The organism is Mesorhizobium sp. CA8 (genome assembly GCF_020164955.1).
GTDB lineage: Bacteria > Pseudomonadota > Alphaproteobacteria > Rhizobiales > Rhizobiaceae > Mesorhizobium.
In genome coordinates, this window is the sequence record NZ_JAIUHG010000016.1 from 41,975 (window position 1) to 64,280 (window position 22,306).

The 22,306-nt window shown below is 62.5% G+C and carries 17 protein-coding genes; 12 read left to right on the forward strand and 5 right to left on the reverse strand.

The features are described from left to right. Positions 1-21: 21 nt before the first annotated feature. Both LB553_RS18280 and LB553_RS18285 read right to left on the reverse strand, forming a co-directional pair. Positions 22-1,434, reverse strand: coding sequence for a phosphomannomutase (locus tag LB553_RS18280; RefSeq protein WP_224515469.1), 1,413 nt, complete (start codon positions 1,432-1,434; stop codon positions 22-24). Positions 1,435-1,526: 92 nt separating this feature from the next. Then, positions 1,527-1,871: a VOC family protein gene (locus LB553_RS18285; protein ID WP_224515472.1), complete on the reverse strand. Its 345-nt coding sequence runs from the start codon at positions 1,869-1,871 to the stop codon at positions 1,527-1,529. Between the two features lie 215 nt (positions 1,872-2,086). On the opposite strand from LB553_RS18285, the gene ppdK reads away from it, so the two are divergent. The 4 genes from ppdK (at position 2,087) to LB553_RS18305 (ending at position 8,230) form a co-directional block, all read left to right on the forward strand. Next, a complete protein-coding gene (gene ppdK, locus LB553_RS18290; RefSeq protein ID WP_224515475.1) occupies positions 2,087-4,771 on the forward strand; it encodes a pyruvate, phosphate dikinase in 2,685 nt (894 codons plus the stop codon). Between the two features lie 138 nt (positions 4,772-4,909). Then, a complete protein-coding gene (locus LB553_RS18295; RefSeq protein ID WP_224515478.1) occupies positions 4,910-6,010 on the forward strand; it encodes a glycosyltransferase family 9 protein in 1,101 nt (366 codons plus the stop codon). Between the two features lie 236 nt (positions 6,011-6,246). Further along, positions 6,247-7,347, forward strand: coding sequence for a glycosyltransferase family 9 protein (locus LB553_RS18300; RefSeq protein WP_224515481.1), 1,101 nt, complete (start codon positions 6,247-6,249; stop codon positions 7,345-7,347). A 166-nt stretch (positions 7,348-7,513) separates the two neighbouring features. After that, a complete protein-coding gene (locus LB553_RS18305; protein ID WP_412033357.1) occupies positions 7,514-8,230 on the forward strand; it encodes a polysaccharide deacetylase family protein in 717 nt (238 codons plus the stop codon). A 25-nt stretch (positions 8,231-8,255) separates the two neighbouring features. Here LB553_RS18305 and LB553_RS18310 read toward each other — a convergent pair whose 3' ends face one another. Beyond that, positions 8,256-8,645 carry a DUF427 domain-containing protein gene (locus LB553_RS18310; RefSeq protein WP_224515487.1) on the reverse strand — a complete coding sequence of 130 codons (390 nt, stop codon included), beginning with the start codon at positions 8,643-8,645 and terminating at the stop codon, positions 8,256-8,258. Positions 8,646-8,849: 204 nt separating this feature from the next. Further along, positions 8,850-9,206, reverse strand: coding sequence for a hypothetical protein (locus tag LB553_RS18315; RefSeq protein ID WP_224515489.1), 357 nt, complete (start codon positions 9,204-9,206; stop codon positions 8,850-8,852). Positions 9,207-9,395: 189 nt separating this feature from the next. Here LB553_RS18315 and LB553_RS18320 point away from each other — a divergent pair, with 189 nt between their 5' ends. Both LB553_RS18320 and LB553_RS18325 read left to right on the forward strand, forming a co-directional pair. Continuing rightward, on the forward strand, positions 9,396-11,024 hold the full coding sequence (locus tag LB553_RS18320; RefSeq protein WP_224515490.1) for a fatty-acid--CoA ligase: 1,629 nt from the start codon (positions 9,396-9,398) through the stop codon (positions 11,022-11,024). Positions 11,025-11,105: 81 nt separating this feature from the next. Next, positions 11,106-11,891 (forward strand): DUF1499 domain-containing protein, encoded by a 786-nt coding sequence (locus LB553_RS18325; RefSeq protein ID WP_224515493.1) that lies wholly within the window; start codon positions 11,106-11,108, stop codon positions 11,889-11,891. A gap of 104 nt (positions 11,892-11,995) precedes the next feature. Here the strand turns inward: LB553_RS18325 and LB553_RS18330 are convergent, their stop codons facing one another. After that, the gene (locus tag LB553_RS18330; RefSeq protein WP_224515495.1) at positions 11,996-12,904 is read right to left on the reverse strand and encodes an MBL fold metallo-hydrolase; all 909 of its coding nucleotides are present in this window, start codon (positions 12,902-12,904) and stop codon (positions 11,996-11,998) included. 220 nt (positions 12,905-13,124) lie between these two features. On the opposite strand from LB553_RS18330, the gene LB553_RS18335 reads away from it, so the two are divergent. The 6 genes from LB553_RS18335 (at position 13,125) to LB553_RS18360 (ending at position 22,281) form a co-directional block, all read left to right on the forward strand. After that, the gene (locus LB553_RS18335; RefSeq protein ID WP_224515498.1) at positions 13,125-13,715 is read left to right on the forward strand and encodes a biotin transporter BioY; all 591 of its coding nucleotides are present in this window, start codon (positions 13,125-13,127) and stop codon (positions 13,713-13,715) included. Between the two features lie 222 nt (positions 13,716-13,937). Next, positions 13,938-14,828, forward strand: a complete 891-nt coding sequence (gene rfbA / locus LB553_RS18340; RefSeq protein ID WP_224515500.1) for a glucose-1-phosphate thymidylyltransferase RfbA — start codon at positions 13,938-13,940, stop codon at positions 14,826-14,828. Then, positions 14,821-15,375 carry a dTDP-4-dehydrorhamnose 3,5-epimerase gene (rfbC, locus tag LB553_RS18345; protein ID WP_224515502.1) on the forward strand — a complete coding sequence of 185 codons (555 nt, stop codon included), beginning with the start codon at positions 14,821-14,823 and terminating at the stop codon, positions 15,373-15,375. Before rfbA ends, rfbC begins: the two co-directional genes overlap by 8 nt. Positions 15,376-15,389: 14 nt before the next feature. Further along, positions 15,390-16,523 (forward strand): dTDP-glucose 4,6-dehydratase, encoded by a 1,134-nt coding sequence (rfbB, locus tag LB553_RS18350; RefSeq protein WP_224515506.1) that lies wholly within the window; start codon positions 15,390-15,392, stop codon positions 16,521-16,523. Further along, entirely contained in the window at positions 16,520-17,428 is a 909-nt protein-coding gene (gene rfbD, locus LB553_RS18355; protein WP_224515508.1) for a dTDP-4-dehydrorhamnose reductase, read from the forward strand. The genes rfbB and rfbD overlap by 4 nt, the downstream gene beginning before the upstream one ends. Beyond that, positions 17,425-22,281, forward strand: coding sequence for a glycoside hydrolase family 99-like domain-containing protein (locus LB553_RS18360; protein WP_224515511.1), 4,857 nt, complete (start codon positions 17,425-17,427; stop codon positions 22,279-22,281). The genes rfbD and LB553_RS18360 overlap by 4 nt, the downstream gene beginning before the upstream one ends. Positions 22,282-22,306: the final 25 nt, after the last annotated feature.

The following is a 22,306-nucleotide window of genomic DNA, read 5'->3' on the forward strand; positions in this document are numbered from 1 at the left end:
CCACTTTCGTTATACGGCCTCTCAATCATCTGCCAGTGTGGCGTCCCGCGCCCGTTCCAGCGCCATTGCCACAATTTCACTCGCCCTGTCATGACTGCCGGCCTCGGCATAGCAGCGAAATTCGGGAGCGTTGCCGGAAGGCCGCAGATGGATGATCTCGCCGCTGGTCATCCGTGCCCTGAGACCGTCGGTCTCATCGACATCCGCGAGGGTGCCGAAGGGGGCAAGAAATTGCCGCAACGCGTCGCGGTCGGCTAGCTTGCGCATCAAGCCGCGCGATTTCTCGACAGGGAAGTTCTCGAGCCGCTCGCTGGCGCAGACCGGAAGGCTCCAGGTTTCACGCAGGTCGGAGAGCGATTTGCCCGTCGACGCCATCGTGCCCAGCACCGCCAGGATGGGCAAAAATGAATCCCGCGTCGGCAGCGCGGACAAGGTCCTGCCGTTCACCTGGCAATCCGACCCCAGAAGAACCCCGCCATTGGCCTCGAAGCCGACCACGATGCCGCCTGCCTTCTGCGCGGCGTCCATTCCCTCTATGACGAAGGGCGACCCGACCTTCGTTCTCCTGACGCTGAATCCGAAAGCCTCGGAGATGCCTGAATTGGAGGTGACCGGCGTCACCACGATTTCGGCCTTGAGGAAGAGCGCCGTAGCCAGCCCGATCAGGTCGCCTCGAAACAGCTCACCCTTGTCGTCGATGACGAGAGGACGATCGGCATCGGCGTCGGCAGAGAGCACGGCGTCGAATTTGAATTCGCGCATCCAGTCCTTCACCTTCGCCATCGTTTCCCGGCCGACGGCCTCCGTGTCGACGGGCACGAAAACCTCCGTTTTGCCGACGGCGATCACATCCGCGCCAAAAGATCGCAGAACCTCGACCAGCAACTCCCTCGCCACGGTGCTGTGCTGGTAGACGCCGAGCTTCATTCCGGAAAGGGCGCCAGGGGGCAGTATGCCGTCGAGACGATCTCGAAAGACCGCGAGCGCCTGTTCATGGCCGGTTTGCCAATCCGCATGGGCCGGCGGCCAGGGATATCGGTCCGATAGCTCCGCGACATGAGCGGTGATCGCGGCCTCGTCCTGCTTGTCGATCTCGCCCTTCGGCCCATAGAATTTGATGCCGTTGCGGTCGGCGGGAATGTGCGAGCCCGTTACCATGAGCGCCGCGGTGCCGTGCAGGCGCGCATAGAAGGCAAGCGCGGGTGTGGGGATGGGGCCGCAATCGACCGGCTGGAAGCCGCTTGCGGCCAGCGCCGCCATGCAGTCTTCGGTTATCGTTTGACTGCTGTCGCGCAGGTCGCGCCCGACGAAGACCTCGCCTTGCCGAAAGCCGGTCGACCGCAAGCGCCGGGCAAAACCCTCAGTATAGAGTCCGCTCGGCCGTCCGACCAATTCGGAAGCCAGACCCCGAACACCGCTTGAGCCGAATTTCATCAGTCTGCTTTTTGAAGGTTGCCGCCGTTCATTGGAATGAGCCCGGCTGCCCCCCGGCTGTCAACAGCAAAACAACTCGAAATTGCGACTCCCTAATGTCCCCAAACGGCCAGTTCGTTGCCGGCCGGATCGGTGAAGTGGAACCGCCTGCCGCCCGGGAAGGAAAAGATCGGCTTGACGATGGTGCCGCCGGCACTCTCGACCGCGTCCAGCGTTTCCTCGAGATTTTCGGAGTAGATGACCGGAAGCGGCTTGGCCGGCGCTTCGTCGGCATCTGCCTGGAAGCCGCCGTCGAGGCCTTCGGCAAAGGCGGAATAGGTCGGGCCGTAGTCGGCGAACGACCATGAAAACGCTGCGCTGTAGAAGGATTTGACGCTGTCCAGCGTGCCGCCCGTCGCCGGCAGTTCAAGATAGTCGAGTTTTCCGTTGAGTTTCATCACGCTACTCCACTACGTTCTTGTTATGTTCTATATCGCGCCATGCCCTCCGGCAAGTCTTTTTGACGCAGCTTTTGCTTAATCGATTGTAGTCGCGACAGTGCCCGGACCGGTGCTTGCCTTTCGCACTGCAGCATCCTATCGCTCGGATCGCGAAGGCGGGGAACCGGGCCGTGGTCCGGCTGTTTCTATCTTCCACGAACTGGAGGGCAAGCATGACCAAGTGGGTTTACACCTTCGGCGATGGCGCCGCCGAGGGCCGTGCCGGCGACCGCAACCTTCTCGGCGGCAAGGGTGCCAATCTGGCCGAGATGTGCAGCCTCGGGCTGCCGGTGCCGCCCGGTTTCACCATCACCACTGAGGTCTGCAACGCCTACTACGCCAACGGCCGCACTTACCCCGAAGCGCTCGAGGCGGATGTCGTCGCTGCTCTCGACCATATCGGCCGGATCACCGGCCGCCGCTTCGGTGATCCGTCGAAGCTGCTTCTGGTCTCCGTGCGCTCCGGCGCCCGGGCCTCCATGCCCGGCATGATGGATACGGTGCTCAATCTCGGTCTCAACGACGAGACGGTCGAGGCTCTGGCAGCCGATTCCGGCGATGCGCGTTTTGCCTATGACAGCTACCGCCGCTTCATCCAGATGTATTCCGACGTCGTCATGGGCCTCGACCACGAAGTGTTCGAGGAAATCCTGGAGGACCAGAAAGCCAGCCTCGGCCATGAGCTCGACACCGAGCTGACGGCCGAAGAATGGCAAGGCGTGATTTCGCTCTACAAGGCCAAGGTCGAGGAAGAGCTCGGCAAGCCGTTCCCGCAGGATCCGCACGAGCAGCTCTGGGGCGCGATCGGCGCCGTGTTCTCGAGCTGGATGAACAGCCGCGCCATCACCTATCGGCGCCTGCACGACATCCCGGAAAGCTGGGGCACGGCGGTCAATATCCAGGCCATGGTGTTCGGCAACATGGGCGACACGTCCGCAACCGGCGTCGCCTTCACCCGCAATCCCTCGACCGGCGACAGGCAGCTCTACGGCGAGTTCCTGGTCAACGCCCAGGGCGAGGACGTGGTGGCCGGCATCCGCACGCCGCAGAACATCACCGAGGCGGCGCGCATCGCCGCCGGCTCCGACAAGCCGTCGCTGCAGAAGCTTATGCCCGACGCCTTCCAGGCCTTCGTCGACATCTCCGACCGGCTGGAAAAGCACTATCGCGACATGCAGGATCTCGAATTCACCATCGAACGCGGCAAGTTATGGATGCTGCAAACCCGCTCCGGCAAGCGCACCGCCAAGGCGGCGCTGAAGATCGCCGTCGAGATGGCGAAGGACGGGCTGATCACCAAGGAGGAGGCGGTCGCCCGCATCGATCCGGCCTCGCTGGACCAGCTGCTCCATCCGACCATCGACCCGAAGGCGGCGCGCGATGTCATCGGCATGGGCCTGCCGGCCTCGCCGGGCGCCGCCACCGGCGAGATCGTCTTTTCGTCCGCCGATGCCGAGGACGCCAAGGCGCAAGGGCGCAAGGCGATCCTGGTGCGCATCGAGACCAGTCCGGAAGATATCCACGGCATGCATGCCGCCGAAGGCATCCTCACCACGCGCGGCGGCATGACCAGCCACGCCGCGGTGGTGGCGCGCGGCATGGGCAAGCCCTGCGTGTCCGGCGCTGGCTCGCTGCGCGTCGACTACAAGGCCGGCACGCTCATCTCGATGGGCCAGACCTTCCGCAAGGGCGACATCATCACCATCGACGGCGGCAACGGCCAGGTGCTGAAGGGCGCGGTCGCCATGCTGCAGCCGGAGCTGTCGGGCGATTTCGCCGCCATCATGGAGTGGGCGGATGCCGCGCGCCGCATGAAGGTACGCACCAACGCCGAAACGCCGCTCGACGCGCGCATGGCGCGCTCTTTCGGGGCCGAGGGCATCGGGCTCTGCCGCACCGAGCACATGTTCTTCGACGGCGACCGCATCGTCGCCATGCGCGAGATGATCCTGGCTGACACCGAGAAGGACAGGCGCGCAGCGCTCCACAAGCTCCTGCCCATGCAGCGCTCGGACTTCCTCGAGCTGTTCGAGATCATGGCCGGCCTGCCGGTGACGATCCGCCTGCTCGACCCGCCGCTGCATGAATTCCTGCCCAAGACCGAGGCCGAGCTTGCCGAGGTCGCGACCGCCATGAATGTTTCAGCCGATAAGCTCAGGCAGCGCACGGAGGCGCTGCACGAATTCAACCCGATGCTCGGCCATCGCGGCTGCCGGCTCGCCGTCTCCTATCCGGAGATCGCCGAGATGCAGGCACGCGCCATCTTCGAGGCGGCAGTCGAGGCCGGCCGCAAGGCCGGGGCGCTGGTGGTGCCCGAGATCATGGTGCCGCTGGTCGGCCTTGTGAAGGAACTGCAATACGTCAAGGCGCGCATCGATGCGGTGGCGCAAAGCGTCATGCAGGAGACCGGCACCAAGATCGATTACCTGACCGGCACGATGATCGAGCTGCCGCGTGCGGCGATCCGCGCCCATGTCATTGCCGAAGCAGCCGAATTCTTCTCCTTCGGCACCAATGATCTGACGCAGACCACCTTCGGCATCTCGCGCGACGACGCGGCCTCCTTCCTCGAAACATACCGGCGGAAGGGCATCATCGAGCAAGATCCGTTCGTGTCGCTCGATATCGACGGCGTCGGCGAGCTGGTGCGGATCGCGGCCGAAAAAGGCAAGACGACGCGGCCCGCTATCAAGCTCGGCATCTGCGGCGAACATGGCGGCGATCCGGCCTCGATCCGTTTCTGCGAGGAGGTCGGCCTCGATTATGTGTCGTGCTCGCCCTACCGTGTGCCGATCGCCAGGCTCGCAGCCGCGCAGGCTGCGGTGGCTGCAGCAAAGAGCGCGGCAAAACGCGCCTGACGGGCTTCGGCTAGCGGCGTCCCGATGCCTTACGGTTTTGTATGCAATGTCACGCGAACGTGCGCGTGACGGCCCTGAATCTCGACATCGTTTCAGGGGAGGTTCCGACACCGAATTCATTGGTGACGGAAGCCCATATTGCAGATTTCCTCGTCCGCCTGCCGCTCCATCCTGATCCTGCAGACCAAAGTCATCGGCGACATCGTGCTGGCCTCGGCGCTGGCGAAGAACCTGCAACTTCAATATCCGGGCGTCAGGATCGTGTTTCTCTGCGAAGCGCATTTCGCCGGCTTCCTGACGGCGCACGGCATTGCCACCGAGGTCGTCCCCTTCAGCCGCGCCAAGATGCGCGGCTCGCCGCTCCAGCGGGGACGCGAGCTCTTCCGCATGGTACGGACTTTGCGGCAGCACCGCTTCGACGTGACCATCGACATCACAGACTCCAAGACCTCACGGATCATTTCCGGATTGGTCAACGCCCGGGTCAGGGTCGGCTATTTTCCGACGGAGCGGCCTTTGCGCTGGCACGAACGTCAACCCGCCAATGTCAGGATGAAGCCCTTCGGATTCGGCAAAAAGCACTATCTCTATCGCTACTTGTCTCCGTTGGAGGCACTTGGCATCGCGCTGCGCGTCAGGGCTCCGGCGATTCGGCCGCCGCCCTTCGAGACGACGCGCGCCCTGGCGCTGCTTGCCAGGCACAGAATTCAGCCAAACGCCTTCATTGCCGTTCATGCCGGGGCAAGCTTCGCGGGTCGGCGCTGGCAGCCGAAGCGCTTCGCCGAAGCAATCGACAGGATCGTGCGGCAAACCGGCCTGCGGGTGGTTCTAGTCGGCGGTCCGGACGAGAGCGAGGCGACCGACAGGATCATCGCGGCGGCGAAGACGCGTGTCGTCAACCTGGCGGGCATGCTGGAGTTGGAAACTCTGCTGGCGCTGCTCAAGGAGGCGCGGCTGTTTCTCGGCAATGAAAGCGGGCCTATGCATATAGCGGCCGCGGCAGGCACGCCTGTGGTGGGCCTGTTCGGCCTGACCAACCCGGTCCGTTGGGCGCCGGTCGGCGTGCCGAGCATCTCGCTCAGGCCTTCCATGCCTTGCGATTGCGTCGGCGGCGACCTGTGCCGCCGGACCGATCCGAGCAAGGCATGCTGTGTCTGGCGCCTGGAGGTCGATCCGGTCGTCGAGGCCGCGCTGGAACTCCTGGCACGGACGGAGATGTCCCTGGAGGCCGCAGTCTGACATCCGCGGGAAAGCCCCGCATCGGTTGCGTCGCGCCTCCTGGAGCAATTCCAGGAAAGGCCGGAAACGCCGGACTCGGCGCCTCCGTCTTTCGTGCCTATGGGCGCGCGAGTCACTCTGGTCCACAACCTTGCCGTCTTGTATGAGAGCCACGTGAAACACACGCATGGCGGCTCCACATGTCTACGTCTCAGCCCAGCTTCGTGGACTCCGATCCGTCCGGCGCCCGGACACGGATGTCGCGGCTTCGCTCCGGCCCGCTACGGTCGATCCTGATCCTGCAAACGAAGCACATTGGCGATCTCGTTCTTTCCTCCGCGCTTGCGAGGAATCTGCAACTGGAATATCCCGGCGTGCGTATCTTCCTCTGCGATGGCCGCTTCGCCGGCTTCCTCACGGCCAACGACGTCGCCTCGGAGGTCGTGACATTTCGCCGTTCCCATATGCGTGGCACGCCGCTGCGGCGCGCGCAGGAGCTTATTCTCACGCTCCTTAGGTTGCGCCGGAGCCATTTCGATATGGTCGTCGACATCACAGATACGAGGACGTCGCGGTTCATCTCGGGGCTGATTGGTGCACCGGTTCGCGTCGGATATCATCCATCCGAAAGGCCGCCGAGTCGGCTAGAGCGCCAACCTGCCAACGTCAAGGCAAAGCCGTTCGGCTATGGCGGGCAGCACTTTCTTTATCGTTATCTTTCGCCGCTGGAGGCGCTTGGCATAGAGTTGCGCGTGCGGGATCCCGACATCCGGCCGCTGCCGCTGGAGACGACGAAAACCTTGGCGCTGCTGGACAAGTTCCACCTTCGGCCGAACGCCTTCGTCGCGGTGCATGTCGGGGCAAGCTTCCCCGGGCGCCGCTGGCAGCCCGAGCGCTTTGCCGCCGCAATCGACCGGATATCGGCCGAAACCGATCTGGACGTCGCTCTAGTCGGTAGCCCGGACGAGAACGAAGTGGTCGAAAAGGTCTTGGCGGCTGCGAAGGCTCGGATCGTCAACCTTGTCGGAGCGCTCCCGCTTGAGACCTTGCCAGCGTTGTTCAAACAGGCGCGGCTGTTTCTCGGCAACGACAGCGGCCCCATGCACATGGCTGCCGCGGTCGGCACTCCCGTCGTCGGCCTTTTCGGCCTGCAGAGCCCGGTCCACTGGGGACCGGTCGGCGTGCCGAGCATCGCGGTGCGCCCGGCCATGCCTTGCGACTGCGTCGGCGGCGACCTGTGCCAACGGCCTGACCCCAACAAGGCGTGTTGCGTCTGGCGCCTGGAGGCCGACACGGTCGTCGATGCCGTGCTCCAACTGCTGGCGCGAACGGAGATGGCCCCGGAGGCCGTGGTGTAAGGCGAAAGCAAATTTGCGCGACTGCTGCTTTTTGCGCTGTTTGCCGTTCCCATTTTCGCCTAGATGCCGGTTTTGTAGGGACAAGCTTTTTGGCGCGGCGCGGGGAATGCCCGGGCGTGCCGGTTTGGAACGAATGATGAGCCTGTTTCGAAACTCCCTTTGCGCGATGGCGCTGTCGCTGTTCGCGGGGTCGGCGGGCAATGCCGCGACGCTGCTCGAGCCGACGCTGCATCTGAAGCCGCAGGGCGTTGAAGGCGGCGGCGGTCGCGTCGCCCTGACGCTCGATGCCTGCGGCGGCAAGACCGACACAAGGATACTTTCGGCGCTTGTCGACAACAGGATACCGGCAACGATCTTCGTTACAGGCATCTGGCTGAAACGCAATGCCGAAGCCGTCGGGATCATGCGGGCACATCCCGACCTGTTCGAATTGGAGAACCATGGCGGCCGCCACATTCCGGCGGTCGATACGCCGCAGAAGATCTACGGCATCCGCAGCGCCGGCAGCCCGGACGCCGTGCAGGCCGAGGTTGAATCCGGCGCCGCCGCCCTTGCCGGGGCAGGCGGGCCGGCGCCGAGATGGTTCCGCGGCGCCACCGCCGAATACAGTCCCTCGGCGATCGGCATGATCCGCAGGCTGGGCTTTAAGATCGCAGGCTTCTCGGTCAACGGCGACGGCGGCTCACTGCTCGGCGCCAAGGAAACGGCGCGCCGTATCGGCGCCGCCAAGGACGGCGACGTCATCATAGCCCACATCAACCAGCCGACCCATGCCGCCGGCGAGGGTGTGGTTCAGGGCCTGCTCGCCTTGAAGCAAAAGGGCATGACCTTCGTACGCCTCGACGATGCCGAGGGTATAGGCAACGACGGCACGACCGACTGAGGTGCCGTGGCGCGCCAACGAAGGCTCAGCCCGGTTCGGCTTCAACCGTCACCTTGTTCGTATAGAACGCGCCGTGATTACGGATTTCGGCCATTTCGTCGAATGGCGTCTCATAAGCCCACATCGCATTCTTGCCTGCCTCGCCGGCCGGCTGGACGCTCCAGTAGCTGGCATCGCCCTTGTACGGGCAATGCGTCGAGTGCTCGGTGCCGGCGAGCTTGCTGAAGTCGATGTTGTCGAAGGGGATGTAGAAGGCGGCCGGATAGGGCGGTTCCGAAAGCACCTTGGCCCTGGTCGATCGGGCGATGACGGTGTCGCCCGCGCGCACGGTGACGCTGCCGCGATAGGGTTCGACCCTGATCACCTTGTCGGGATTGCGCTGAAAGCCGGGAGCTGGGTTGGCGGGCTTGTCCATGAATGGTCTCCTGGAGCAATTCCAGGAAAAGTGCGAAGCGGTTTTCCGTCCGGAATTGCGTCAAAACAGAGAGAGCGTTTCGTCGTTTCCGTGAAACGGTGAGACGTTCTCGGGGAAGACTTACATGTGTCCGCCAGCCGCATCGCGCAAGCGCGCGTTCCGCTTGGTGTCATCACCATTCATTGAACGTCTGTTTTCCAGTCGTCAGGCGGCCGTCTTGAAGGCATCCATAAGGCCGGCATAGGCGGCGGCAATGCCTGCGACCGGATTGGTGCTCCGCGCTGCGGCTTCGACTTTGAGCGCGCCGCCGCTGGTCGGCAGCGTCAGCAGCAGGAACTGGCGGTTGCCGGCGTCGCCGATGCAGGCGGCGGCGACATGCTCGCCCTCCGCGCCGTTTTCGACCCGCATCTTGAACAGTAACGTTCCGCCGACGGCCTCCAGCGCGCCGCCGACGACTTCGGCAAATTCATCTTCGGAAACGGTTTTGATGTCCGGCGTCAGATCGTCTAGACTTTCGGCAAGCGTGCTTTCGAGGGCTTTTTCATCAAGCTGCGCACCCATGCGAATCTCTCCATTCGCCAATCTCACCCAGCCCGTTAATGAAGCTTAACGGCGACGATGGCCGGATTATGGCGGTTTTCCCGGTCCTTCGATCCATCCACCGGCTTCGACTTATGGCGGCTGGACAAACCGCCGGTTCGTTTCACAATGCGTGAAACAAATGACGCGAATGCGCAAAGGGAGGAATTAATGCTTGGATTGATGCAGGAATGGCCGCTGCTTTGCCATAAGCTGCTCGACCATGCGGAACGCCAGCACGGCAGCCGGGAGGTCGTGTCGCGTTCGATCGAAGGCCCGATCGTGCGCACGACCTTTGCCGAGATTCATCACCGGTCACTCAAGGTGGCGCAACGGCTGGAGCGCGACGGCTTCAGCCTGGGCGACCGCATCGCGACCCTCGCCTGGAACACGGCCCGCCATATCGAGGCCTGGTACGGCATCATGGGCATTGGCGCGATCTATCACACGCTCAACCCGAGGCTTTTTCCCGAGCAGATCGCTTGGATCATGAACAATGCCGAGGATAAGGCGATCTTCGTCGACCTGACCTTCGTGCCGCTCCTGGAAAAGATAGCCGGCGCGGTCCGATCGCTGCGACGGGTTATCGTGCTGACCGACCACGCGCATATGCCGCAAACATCTCTGGCGAATGCCGTCGCCTACGAGGAATGGCTGGCCGAAGCCGACGGCGCCTTCACCTGGAAGACGTTCGACGAGAACACCGCCGCCGGCATGTGCTACACCTCCGGGACGACGGGCGACCCGAAGGGCGTTTTCTACAGCCACCGCTCCAATGTGCTTCATGCGATGATGGCGGCGATGCCCGACGCCATGGGCCTGTCGACGCGCGATGTCGTCCTGCCTGTCGTGCCGATGTTTCACGCCAACGCCTGGGGGCTCGGCCAGAGCGGGCCGATGATCGGCACCAAGCTGGTGATGCCGGGCTGCAAGATGGATGGCGCCTCGATCTATGAACTGCTCGACACCGAAAAGGTGACGTTCAGTGCCGCCGTGCCCACCGTCTGGATGATGCTGCTGCAATATCTGGAGGAGACCGGAAAGAAGCTGCCTTATCTGAAGAAGGTCGTGATTGGCGGGGCGTCCTGCCCGCGTGCCATCATCGCCAAGTTCCAGGACAATTACGACGTGCAGGTGGTGCATGCCTGGGGCATGACCGAGATGTCGCCGCTGGGCACGCTGTGCACCTTGAAGCCGCAACATGCGATGCGGACCGGCGAGGCGCGGCTCGATGTCCAGGGCAAGCAGGGTTTTCCGCCCTTCGGCGTCGAAATGAAAGTGACCGACGACGACGGTAACGCGCTACCCTGGGACGGCAAGACTTTCGGACATCTCAAGGTGCGCGGCCCCGCGGTAGCCCGCGCCTATTATGGCGGCGACGGCGCCGAGCAGTTCGACGCCGACGGTTGGTTCGACACCGGCGATGTCGCCCATATCGACGCCAGCGGCTATATGCAGATCACCGACCGCGCCAAGGACGTCATCAAGTCCGGCGGCGAATGGATATCGACCATCGATCTCGAGAATCTCGCCGTCGGCCATCCGGACGTGGCGGAAGCGGCGGCCATCGGAATCCCGCATTCCAAATGGGGCGAGCGGCCCCTGCTCGTCGTCGTGCGCAAGCCCGGCAGGGAGCCGAGCAAGGGCGACATTCTGACCTTCATGAGCGGCAAGGTGGCGAAGTGGTGGATGCCCGACGACGTGGCCTTCGTCGGCGAAATCCCGCACACCGCCACCGGCAAGATCCAGAAGACCAGTTTGCGCGCCCAGTTCAAGGATTACCGCCTGCCGACGGATTGACGAAAAATGTTCGATCTTCGGCTTCAAGCCCGCGCTAAAAACCTCTAAGTCTCGGTTCGGACTGGGGTAATGCGGCAGACAATGGCTACAATTCCTGAACGGCAGACGTCGAGGGCGGCCGGCTGGTCGCGGCGGATCGGCGCATTTTCGCTCGTCCTTCTGCTGACCGTCGTGGCCGGCTATCGGCTCGATCTCATCGAGACGCCGCCTTTCCTGTGGGTGCTGGCGGTCGTAGCACTATTGGCGGCGCTTGCCCTGTTGCTGGCAGGCCTCGCCCTGTCGCGGGTCTGGAGCTTCGGCGATCGCGGCGGCCGCGATCTCTCCATCGGCGCGCTGTTGGCGCTTCTGGTGTTGGCACCCTACGGCGTCGCGGTCTATTGGGCCACGATCTATCCGCCGCTGCGTGACATCTCGACCGATCTCGACGATCCGCCGGCGTTGGACATCAGCGACCGCACCGCCGACATGAACGAGCTGTCGCCGCCGACGCCGGGCGAACAGGCCCTGCAGGCGGAGGCCTATCCGCTGGTAAGCGGGCGCAGCTACAATCTGCCTTTCGAAACCGTCGTCGACGCTGTCGAAACCGTGCTCGACCGCCGCGACTGGCAGTTGACGGCGCCTTATCCCGACATCAACGGCCAAAGCGAAGCGACGATCAACGCGCTGGCCAAGGGCTTCGTGCTCGGATTGCCGGCCGACGTCGCCATCCGCATCACCGACGACGGCGAGCAGGTCATCGTCGACATGCGCTCGGCCTCGCGCTACGGCCGCTACGACCTCGGCGACAACGCCGCCCGCATCACGGCTTTCCTTGGCGAGCTCGACCAGGAGGTCGCCGGGCAGGTCGGCGCGGCGCCAGCCGAGTAGAGCAATTCCAGGAAAAGTGTGAAGCGGTTTTCCGTCAGGAATTTGCGTCAAAAAGGAAGAGGGAGCGCTTCGCCGTTTCCGTGAAACGGTAAGGCACTCCGGACCTACGCGGCGGGCGCGAAAACGCCGTCTATGGCCGGATCGCCGTCGGTGACGACCAGTCCGCGCGCGACCAGATCCTCGAGATGGGCAAGCACCGACAGGCCGGCTGCGCCGTGCAGCCGCGGGTCGGTGTCGCGATAGATCGCCGCGACCATTTCCGTGATCGTCCGATCTCCGGCGCGGATGCGTTCCAGGATCGCCCTTTCGCGCATCTTGCGATGCGTCTTCAGGCCGCGCATGAAGCTTTGGGGCGCGGCCACAGCTCCGCCATGGCCAGGCAAAAGCAAGCGATCGTCGCGCGCCAAAAGCTTGTCGAGTGAGCTCATATAGTCGGCCATGGCGCCGTCGGGCGGCGCGACGATCGAGGTCGACCAGGCCATGACATGGTCGGCTGAAAACAGGGTTCCGGTTCCCTCGAGCGCAAACACGGCGTGGTTTGCGGTGTGGCCGGGCGTCAGCACGGTGCGGATGGCCCAGCCGTCGCCCTCGGTCAGCGCATTGTCGGCCAGCACGACATCGGGAACGAAGTCCAGGTCGGCGCTGGCGTCGAGCGGATTGACCTCGCCGATGCGCAAGGCGCGGGCCGGCCGATGCGAGCCTTCGGCAAGCGTCGGGGCGCCGGTCAGCTCCTTCAATCGCGCCGCGAGCGGCGAATGGTCGCGATGGGTGTGGCTGACGAAAATGTGGCTGACAGGACGGCCAGCGATCGCCGCAAGCAGCGTTTCGAGATGGGCATCGTCGTCCGGCCCTGGATCGATCACCGCCAGTGTGTCGCGGCCGACGAGATAGCTGTTGGTGCCGTGGAAAGTGAACGGGCTTGGATTTCTGGAGGTGACGCGCAGCACACCCGGCGCAACCGCAACCGCCCGGCCATAGGCGGGATCGAAGCTGGTGTCGAATTCAAGGGCCATGCCGGCGTGCTCCGTTGCAATGCGGCAAAATGATTGCCGTCCGATACGGAAGCCAATATAGGAAAATCAATGCATGTTGCCCAAAACTGCGCCGCGGTTTGGGAGAACGACATACACCAAGACGAATTTTTAAAGCGCGCCGCCTGAATCCGTTTTTGCGCGATGCGCTTTAAAGCCAGCAACTCAGCCACCCGGCAAATCAGCCAGAACGGGGAAGACCATGGCAACTGCAACCACGATGCGCCCGCTTGTTTCTCTCACACTGCCGGATCGCGGCGCTGCCCGGCTCGCGACCCAGCTCTTCCTGGCGCTTGCCGGAACCCTGCTGCTGACGCTTTCGGCCAAGACCAAAATGGTGCTCGGCCCGGTCGACATTTCGCTGCAGACGCTGGCCGTGCTGTTGATTGCCTCTGCCTTCGGCCTGCGCCTTGCCGTCGCGACGCTCCTTCTCTACCTCGCCGAGGGCGCTTTTGGCTTGCCGGTCTTCCAGGGCACGCCGGAAAAGGGCATCGGCGTCGCCTATATGCTGGGCTCGACCGGCGGCTACCTCGCGGGCTTCGTGGTCATGGCCGCGATCGCCGGCTGGGCCGCCGATCGCGGCTGGGACCGCAATCCCTTCAAGCTGTTCAGCGCCATGCTGACGGCGGAGGTGGTCATGATGGCCATGGGCTTTGCCTGGCTGGCGATCCTCATCGGACCGGAAAAGTCCTGGCAGTTCGGCGTCCTGCCCTTCATCGTCGGCGACCTGATCAAGGTGGCTTTGGCGGCCAGCCTTGTGCCGGCCGTGTGGACGTTGCTCAAGCGCGGCTGAGCCAGAGCGACGAAAAAAGGGGCCGGCGGGCGACAAGCGCCCGCCGGCCCTTTTTCATTGTGTAGTCGGATTTCGCTCGAAACCACCGCATGCCGGATGGTAGAAAGGGGTGAAGTAACGTCGGGAAGCAGTCAAAGCCGACATTGACAAGCAAGCGCCCGAAACCTAAGCACGGGCAACTTGGCGTCGAGGCGGGGGCCGCGGTAGTTCAAGGAGAGCTTGTTGAAAGGAATTATCCTTGCGGGTGGGAGCGGGACACGCCTTTATCCACTTACATTAGCGGTTTCTAAGCAGATACTGCCGATCTACGACAAGCCGATGATCTACTACCCGCTGAGCGTGCTGATGCTCGCTGGGATTCGCCAGATTCTGGTCATTTCAACTCCGCGCGACTTGCCGGTTTTCCAGGCGTTGCTGGGCGACGGTTCCGAATTCGGGCTGGAACTGTCCTATGCCGAGCAGGCGCAGCCCAACGGCCTCGCCGAGGCTTTCATCATCGGCCGCGACTTCATCGGCAAGGACAGCGTGTCGATGATTCTCGGCGACAACATCTATTTCGGCGGCGGCCTGTCGCAGCTCTGCCGCGAGGCGGCGACGCGCGATGGCGGCGCCTCGGTCTTCGCCTACTATGTCGACGATCCCGAGCGTTATGGCGTGGTCTCCTTCGACAAGGCCACCGGGAAGGCGCTGACGATCGAGGAGAAGCCGCAAAAGCCGAAGTCCAATTGGGCCGTGACGGGTCTTTATTTCTACGACAACGATGTGGTCGACATCGCCTCGACCATCCGGCCTTCGGCGCGCGGCGAGCTCGAGATCACGACGGTCAACAATGTCTATCTCGAGCGAGGCGAATTGCATGTCCACCGCCTCGGCCGCGGCTATGCCTGGCTGGATACCGGCACGCATGACAGCCTGCTCGAGGCATCGTCTTTCGTGCGCACGATCGAGCATCGCCAGGGCATCAAGATCGCGTGCCCGGAAGAGATTGCGCTGGAGCAGCACTGGATCAGCGCCGACAAGGTTCTGGATCGCGCCGCGCAGCTCGGCAAGAACGAATATGCCGCCTATCTGCGCCGGCGGGTGGCCGATCTGATGGAGGAACGGGGTGCTTGATGTCAGGCCGCTCGGCCTCGACGGCGTGCTGGAGATCGTGCCGAAGCGGCATGGCGACGCGCGCGGTTTCTTCAGCGAGACCTGGAATGCCGAGCGCTTCGCTGAAGCCGGCATCGATCTCGCCTTCGTGCAGGACAACCATTCCTATTCCGCCGCGGCCGGCGTGCTGCGCGGCCTACATTACCAGCTGCCGCCGCGCGCGCAGGACAAGCTGCTGCGCGTCATCAGGGGCAGCGTGCTCGATGTGGCGGTCGACATCCGCCGTTCTTCGCCCACTTTCGGCAAATGGGAAGCGCTGGAGATATCGGCCGACAAGGGCAACCAGGTCCTGGTGCCGAAAGGCTTCGCCCATGGTTTCGTCACGCTCGTGCCGAATACCGAGGTGCTCTACAAGGTGACCGACACCTACTCGCCCGGGCACGACCGCTCGATCCGCTTCGACGACCCGGCGATCGGCATCAAATGGCCCGAGATCGCGGGCGGCTTCCAGCTGTCGGATAAGGATCGCAACGCGCCGCTGCTGACCGCGGCGGAGGTGTTCGCGTGAGGAGGGACGGCGGCATGAATTTTCTGGTCACCGGCGGCGCCGGCTTCATCGGTTCGGCCGTGTGCCGGCATCTGTGCGCCAATCCAGCCTACCGCGTCACCAATCTCGACAAGCTCACCTATGCCGGCAACCTCGCTTCGCTGAGGCCGATCGAGAACGCCCATAATTACCGCTTCGAGCAGGCCGACATCCGCGACGAGCGCGCGGTGCTGGCGATCTTGCGCCGCGACGACATCGACGTCGTCATGAACCTCGCCGCCGAGAGCCATGTCGACCGCTCGATCGATGGGCCGGGCGCCTTCATCGAGACCAACATTGTCGGCACCTACCGCATCCTGAACGCCGCGCTGGAATATTGGCGCGGCCTGTCCGAGGAGCGCAAAGCGGGCTTCCGCTTCCACCATGTCTCGACCGACGAGGTGTTCGGCGACCTGCCTTTCGACGGCGGCATGTTCGTGGAGGAGACGCCCTATGCGCCGTCCTCGCCCTATTCGGCCTCGAAGGCGGCCTCCGACCATCTGGTGCGGGCCTGGCACGAGACCTATGGCCTGCCTGTGGTGCTTTCCAACTGTTCCAACAATTACGGCCCCTACCATTTTCCGGAGAAGCTGATCCCGCTGGTCATCCTCAACGCGCTCGACGAGAAGCCGCTGCCGGTCTACGGCGCCGGCGCCAATGTGCGCGACTGGCTGTTCGTCGAGGATCACGCGCGCGCCCTTGAACTGGTGGCCACCAGGGGGCGGCCGGGCGAGAGCTACAATGTCGGCGGCAATTCCGAGCGCACCAATCTCGGCGTGGTCGAGGCGATCTGCGCTCTTCTCGACCTCAGGCGGCCGCGCGCCGGCGGCAAGCGTTACCGCGAGCTGATCGGCTTCGTCACCGACCGCCCCGGCCATGACCGCCGCTATGCGATCGACGCCTCCAAGATCGCGCGCGAGCTGGGCTGGACGCCCAAGGAGAATTTCGACAGCGGCCTGGCAAGGACCGTCGACTGGTATCTCGACAACAAATGGTGGTGGGGGCCGATCCGTGAGCAGCGCTACGCCGGCGAGCGGCTGGGCCACGGTTCGGTCGCAAAGAGCCGACCCAGTCCGATCGAAAGCAGCCCGGCCGGGTACGCGGCCGAGAGCAGGAAGGCAACCACGTGAGGCTTGCCGTCACCGGACGCGAGGGCCAGGTTGCCGCGAGCCTGGTCGAGGCGGCGCGGGGCCGCGATGATGTCGAGGTCGTGGCCGTCGGCCGGCCGGCGCTCGACCTTGCGCGGCCCGACACGGTGTTCGCAGCCCTGGAAGCGGCAAGGCCCGACCTCGTCGTGTCGGCCGCCGCCTACACCGCCGTCGACCAGGCGGAGAACGAGAAGGACTTGGCTTTCACGGTGAACGCAACCGGCGCCGGCAAGGTGGCCGAAGCCGCGGCAAGGCTCGGCGTCCCCGTCATCCATCTGTCGACCGACTATGTCTTCGACGGCACCAAGGACGGCGCCTATGTCGAGACCGACCCGACCGCCCCGCTCGGCGTATACGGCGCCTCCAAGCTCGCCGGCGAGGAGGCTGTGGCCGCGGCCAACCCGCGCCATATCATCCTGCGCACGGCCTGGGTCTACAGCCCCTTCGGCAGGAACTTCGTCAAGACCATGCTGAGGCTGGCCGCAGACCGCGACGAGATATCGGTCGTCGCCGACCAGTGGGGCAATCCGACCTCGGCGCTCGACATCGCCGACGCGATCCTGCATGCGGCGCCGAAGCTGGTCGACGACAGCAATTTCGCCGCCTTCGGCATCTATCACCTGGCGGGCGAGGGCGACACCAACTGGAGCGGCTTTGCCCGTCACATCCTCGACACAAGCCGGGCGTTTGGTGGCCCGCACGCGAAAGTGCGCGAGATCGCGACGAGCGATTATCCGACCAAGGCACGGCGTCCGCAAAACTCGCGGCTGTCGAGTGCGAAGTTTGCAGGGGCGTTTGGGTGCCAGGCGCCGGGGTGGCGGGTGTCGAGCGAAAATGTGGTTCGGCGGCTGGGGGGCGGCGAGACGAAACAGGCATTGAGTGCATGAACAAGCATCCAGCACCGGAGCAACTGCGCGATGCGAGCGCGCAGTCGGCCGATCAAGCGGCGCCGAAGAAGGGCGCGAAGGCTAAGTCACCGAAGACCAAGCCCGCGAAGCGCACCTGCATCATGGTGCTAGGCATGCACCGCTCGGGGACGAGCGCTCTGACGAGGGTGCTCAACCTGCTTGGTGCCGAGCTGCCGAAGAACTTAATTTCAAAAGACAGCAACAATGCGACTGGTTACTGGGAACCGGCAGCATTGAACGCTCTCAATGATCAGATGCTTGCGGAAGCCGGTAGTCGCTGGGACGATTGGCGCGTCTTCGACGCGGCCAACCTTGGCAAGCCTCGTGCCCAATTCTACCGCGCGGAGATCGCTCGCATCCTAGAGGAAGAATACGGCGAAGCTCCGCTTTTCGTACTGAAGGAACCGCGGATATCTCGTTTTGTGCCGTTCTATGCTGACATCCTGAAGTCGATGAAGATCGATGTTCGCTATGTCTTGACTGGGCGTAACCCGCTTTCGGTCCTTGCCTCGCTCGACAAGCGAGACGGCTTTACGCCGGGTTTTGCGGCACTTCTATGGTTGCGCCACGAGTTGGAGGCTGAGTCCGCCACACGCGGCAAGCCGCGTGTCTTCCTCTCCTACGAAGCGCTTATGCTGGACTGGCGTCATGAAATCCAGAATGTAGCGGCGGTGCTGGCCATCGGCCAACCGCGGACTGTGGACGACATCGCGGCCCATGTGGATGCTCACCTCTCGCGAGAATATCAGCATCATACTGCAGGCGGTGCGCAACTACTGGCCGACGAACGCATCGCCGACTGGGTCAAGGAAACCCATGCCGCCTTGACCGTGCTTCGTAACGACGGACAGGATGCTGAGGCGCTTGCCACGCTCGATAGGGTGAAGGCTGAATTCGACGCAGTATCGCCGATCTTCGGTGACGCGTTCTTTCCTGAGCTCGAGGCACGACAGCGGATCTCGGCACAGGCGCAGGCCGAGCTGCGAATGGTCGCAAACGACAGTGCTGAACTGGCCCGGCAACGTGCTGCCGAAATTGAGACTTTGACCGCTCTGGAGCGGCAAAGACACGCCGACTGGGGTGAACGCGAGGCAGAGTTCGCTAGAGAGAAGGCTGAACTTCATCGCTTAATCGGCGAGCGTGACGTCGAGGTCACGCGGCTCGTGCGAGAGGCCGAGCAAAGCATGACCGAGATTGAAAGGCTCGGGGCGCAAACCGGGTTGCAGGAATATCAGACAACCTTTGCCAAGGAATTGGCGGATCTGAAATCCTTGGCTGATCAACGCGCGGTCCAGATCGACCAACTGCAGGCCGAGTACGACGGACTGCGTCGGCAGGCTCACGAGAGCACAGGCAGATACGAGGAGCTTGAGCGCGAGAACGCCGCTCTTCGCGCCTACGCAACCGGGCTGGAGATGGAACGCGACCACGCCCGTGCCGAGGAAAAGCGGCTGCATGAGGTCCTTGACGCGGTGTATAGCAGCACATCTTGGCGAACGACGCAGCCAGTTCGTGCTATCGGATACGGTATCGCCGCGGTTGCGCGTGTTCCTGCGTCGTGTCGTAAGCGTTTGAGCCGGGTTGCCTACGCCTCTTGGCATCAACTTCCTGTGCCGACGGGCACGAAGCAGAAGTTCAAAGGCGTTGTTTTCCGTTTCTTGCCGTTTTTTTTCAAAAATACCACTGCCTATAAGGCTTGGCGGAGTTCCAACTCTTATGTTGGTGGGTTACCGGCAATTGCCGGCACCGCAGCTGTCGGCTCAGGCGTGCCGAAGCCCGTACACGTTCCGCTGCTGGATGCCGAGCCATTGGCGAATAAGCCGGTGCGCGTAATTGCTTTTTATCTTCCGCAGTTCCATCCAATCCCGGAAAACGACGAGTGGTGGGGTACGGGTTTTACGGAATGGGTCAATGTCAAACCCGCGCAGCCACAGTTTTTGGGGCATAGTCAGCCCCATGTGCCGGGCGAGCTTGGTTACTACGATCTCAGAGACAAAGCGGTACAACGCCGCCAGATCGAATTGGCGAAGCTATACGGAATTGAGGGCTTCTGCTTCTATTTCTATTGGTTTGCAGGAAAAAGGCTACTCGAAAAGCCGTTGGAGAACTGGCTCAATGACAGGGATTTGGATCTTCCATTCTGTTTATGCTGGGCCAACGAGAACTGGTCCCGTCGGTGGGACGGGCTCGACAGCGAAATCCTCATAGCGCAGAACCATTCGCCAGCGGACGATCTTGCATTTATCAAAGAGGTCGCGCCCTATCTGCGCGATCCCCGATATATCCGAATTGACGGTAAGCCGGTGCTTTTGGTTTACCGACCGAGTTTGCTCCCGGACGCCAGTGAAACGGCTTCGCGCTGGCGCCAATGGTGTCGTGAGAACGGCCTCGGCGAGATCTATCTCGCGTACACTCAATCGTTCGAAAAGAACGATCCGAGACTATACGGCTTCGATGCCGCTGTCGAATTTCCGCCGAACAACTCCGCGCCTCCGAACGTGACCGATCAAGTCATGCCCCTGGCAGACGACTTCGGAACGACTGTTTATGACTGGTCGATTTTTCCGAAGCGCAGCGAACAATATCCTCTCCGCGAGTATAAGCTGTTCCGCTCCGTCTGCCCAGGTTGGGACAATACCGCTCGTCGCAAGAACAATGGAACGGCTTTCATCAACAATACGCCGGATCTCTACAGGCGGTGGCTCGAAAACGCCGCCAAGGACACCATCAATTACATCGACGAGCCAAGTGAAAGACTAGTCTTCGTCAATGCCTGGAACGAATGGGCAGAAGGGGCGCATCTGGAACCGGATGCGCAGACTGGCTATGCGTACCTCCAGGCGACCCGCGATGCATTGGAGGCAGTACGTCATGAAGGGAAAAGCATCGTTGTAGTCTCACACGACGCACATCCACACGGCGCGCAAATGCTTGCCATGAACATGGCACGAGGTTTCGGTGAGCTTGGCTTCAAGTCCGAGTTGATCGTCCTGGGCCACGGCAATCTGCTACGTCGCTTCGCGGAAGTGGCCAATGTACATCTGATCGACCTTGCGGCGGACCCCAAGGCAAAGGTGTTGGAGCGCCTTAAGGCTATCCGACGCGGCGGGGCCGAGATAGCGGTGGTCAATACAACGGCGTCCGGGCTTCTCGTTCCGTTGCTGAAGGCAGCAGGCTTTTGCGCCGTCTCGCTTGTTCACGAAATGCCGGGCGTTTTGAAATCCGTCGGGCTTAAGCGGCATGCTGCCGCGATCGCGAAACACGCCGACGTTTTGGTCTTTCCCGCGGAAATTGTTCGATCCGGATTTGAGAATTTCGTAGGCAGGTCAACCGGGCGGGCGGTGACCCGTCCGCAAGGCTCCTATTTTCGCACGCCATTTCGGGAAGAGGATCGCGTTGCGGTGCGGGATCGGGTGCGCAAGAGACTCGGCCTGCGTGAGGACGCCCGCATAGTTCTCACGGTCGGATACGGGGATCACCGTAAAGGGCTGGATCTTTTCGTTGACGCCGGACTCAAGGTAATAAGGGCTAATCCGGATGCGATTGCTGTCTGGGTAGGTCATGTCGATCATGCTCTGCACGCATTTCAAATGCAGCGAATAAAGAATGCTGGGCTTGAGAATCGTTTTGTCTTTGTCGGCTTGGTGGAGGATCCCAGAGAGTACTATTTCTCGGCTGATATATATGTCTTGACGTCGCGTGAAGATCCATTTCCTTCAGTAGTGCTTGAAGCGTTCGATGCGGCAATTCCGGTAGTCGCTTTCGAAGGTGCCGGCGGCTTCCAGGATCTGCTAAAGCGCGATTGTGGTCTCCTTGTTCCCAAGTTCGACACTGATGCGATGGCCAGTGCCGTTTTCAGCCTTCTCGACGATCCGGAAAAAGCTGGACGTCTGGCTAAGATCGGCCGTGAAATTGTCCGGCAGGAGTTTGGCTTCAGCCACTATCTCCATGACCTGCTGGCCTATGCCGGAAGGCCTTTGCCGCGGATATCCGTCGTGGTGCCGAACTACAACTACGATCGATATCTCACCGGGCGCCTCGATTCGATCGTGAGGCAGACGGTACGACCTTATGAGTTGATTGTGCTTGACGATGCCTCGACGGATGACAGCGTCAAAACCATCGAGCAGTTTTTGGCCACCTGCGATATTCCAGCCAGATTGATCAGGAACGAGCGGAATTCAGGCTCGGTATTCCGTCAATGGATGCGCGGCGTTGAAGCTGCGCGCGGCGATTTCGTTTGGATCGCCGAAGCGGATGATCTCGCCGATCCCGACCTTCTGGAAAAACTTCTGCCCGCCTTCGAACGACGCGATGTAGTCATGAGCTACTGCCAGTCGCGGCAGATGGATGGCGATGGGCGCATCTTGAGCGAACATTACCTCGATTATGTCTCCGATATCGACCGGTCCCGCTGGGCTAAACCCTACGTCGTGGACGGACGTCAGGAGATAGGCGAGGCGCTATACCTGAAAAACACCATTCCGAATGTCAGCGCGGTTCTCTTTCGTCGAGAAACATTGCTCGAGGCTCTCGGCGCGGGGCTCGAAGAGATCGCTTCCTACAGGGATGCCGGCGACTGGGTCGCATATCTGCGGCTGCTGGAGAAGGGTGGGATCGCGTTCCATCCGCAGTCGCTCAATTCGCATCGCAGGCATCAATCAAGCGTCACCCGTTTCGACGTCAGACACTTGCAGGAAATCGCCAAGGTGCAAGCCGAGACGATCGCGCGTTTCCATCTTGGGGCGTCGGCACAAAGTGCGGCAACTGCCTATGTGCAGCGCCTCTATGAGCAATTTGGCTTGGCAATGCCTGAAAAGCCGCAGGTCTAGAGCATGATCCCGAAAAGTGGGAACC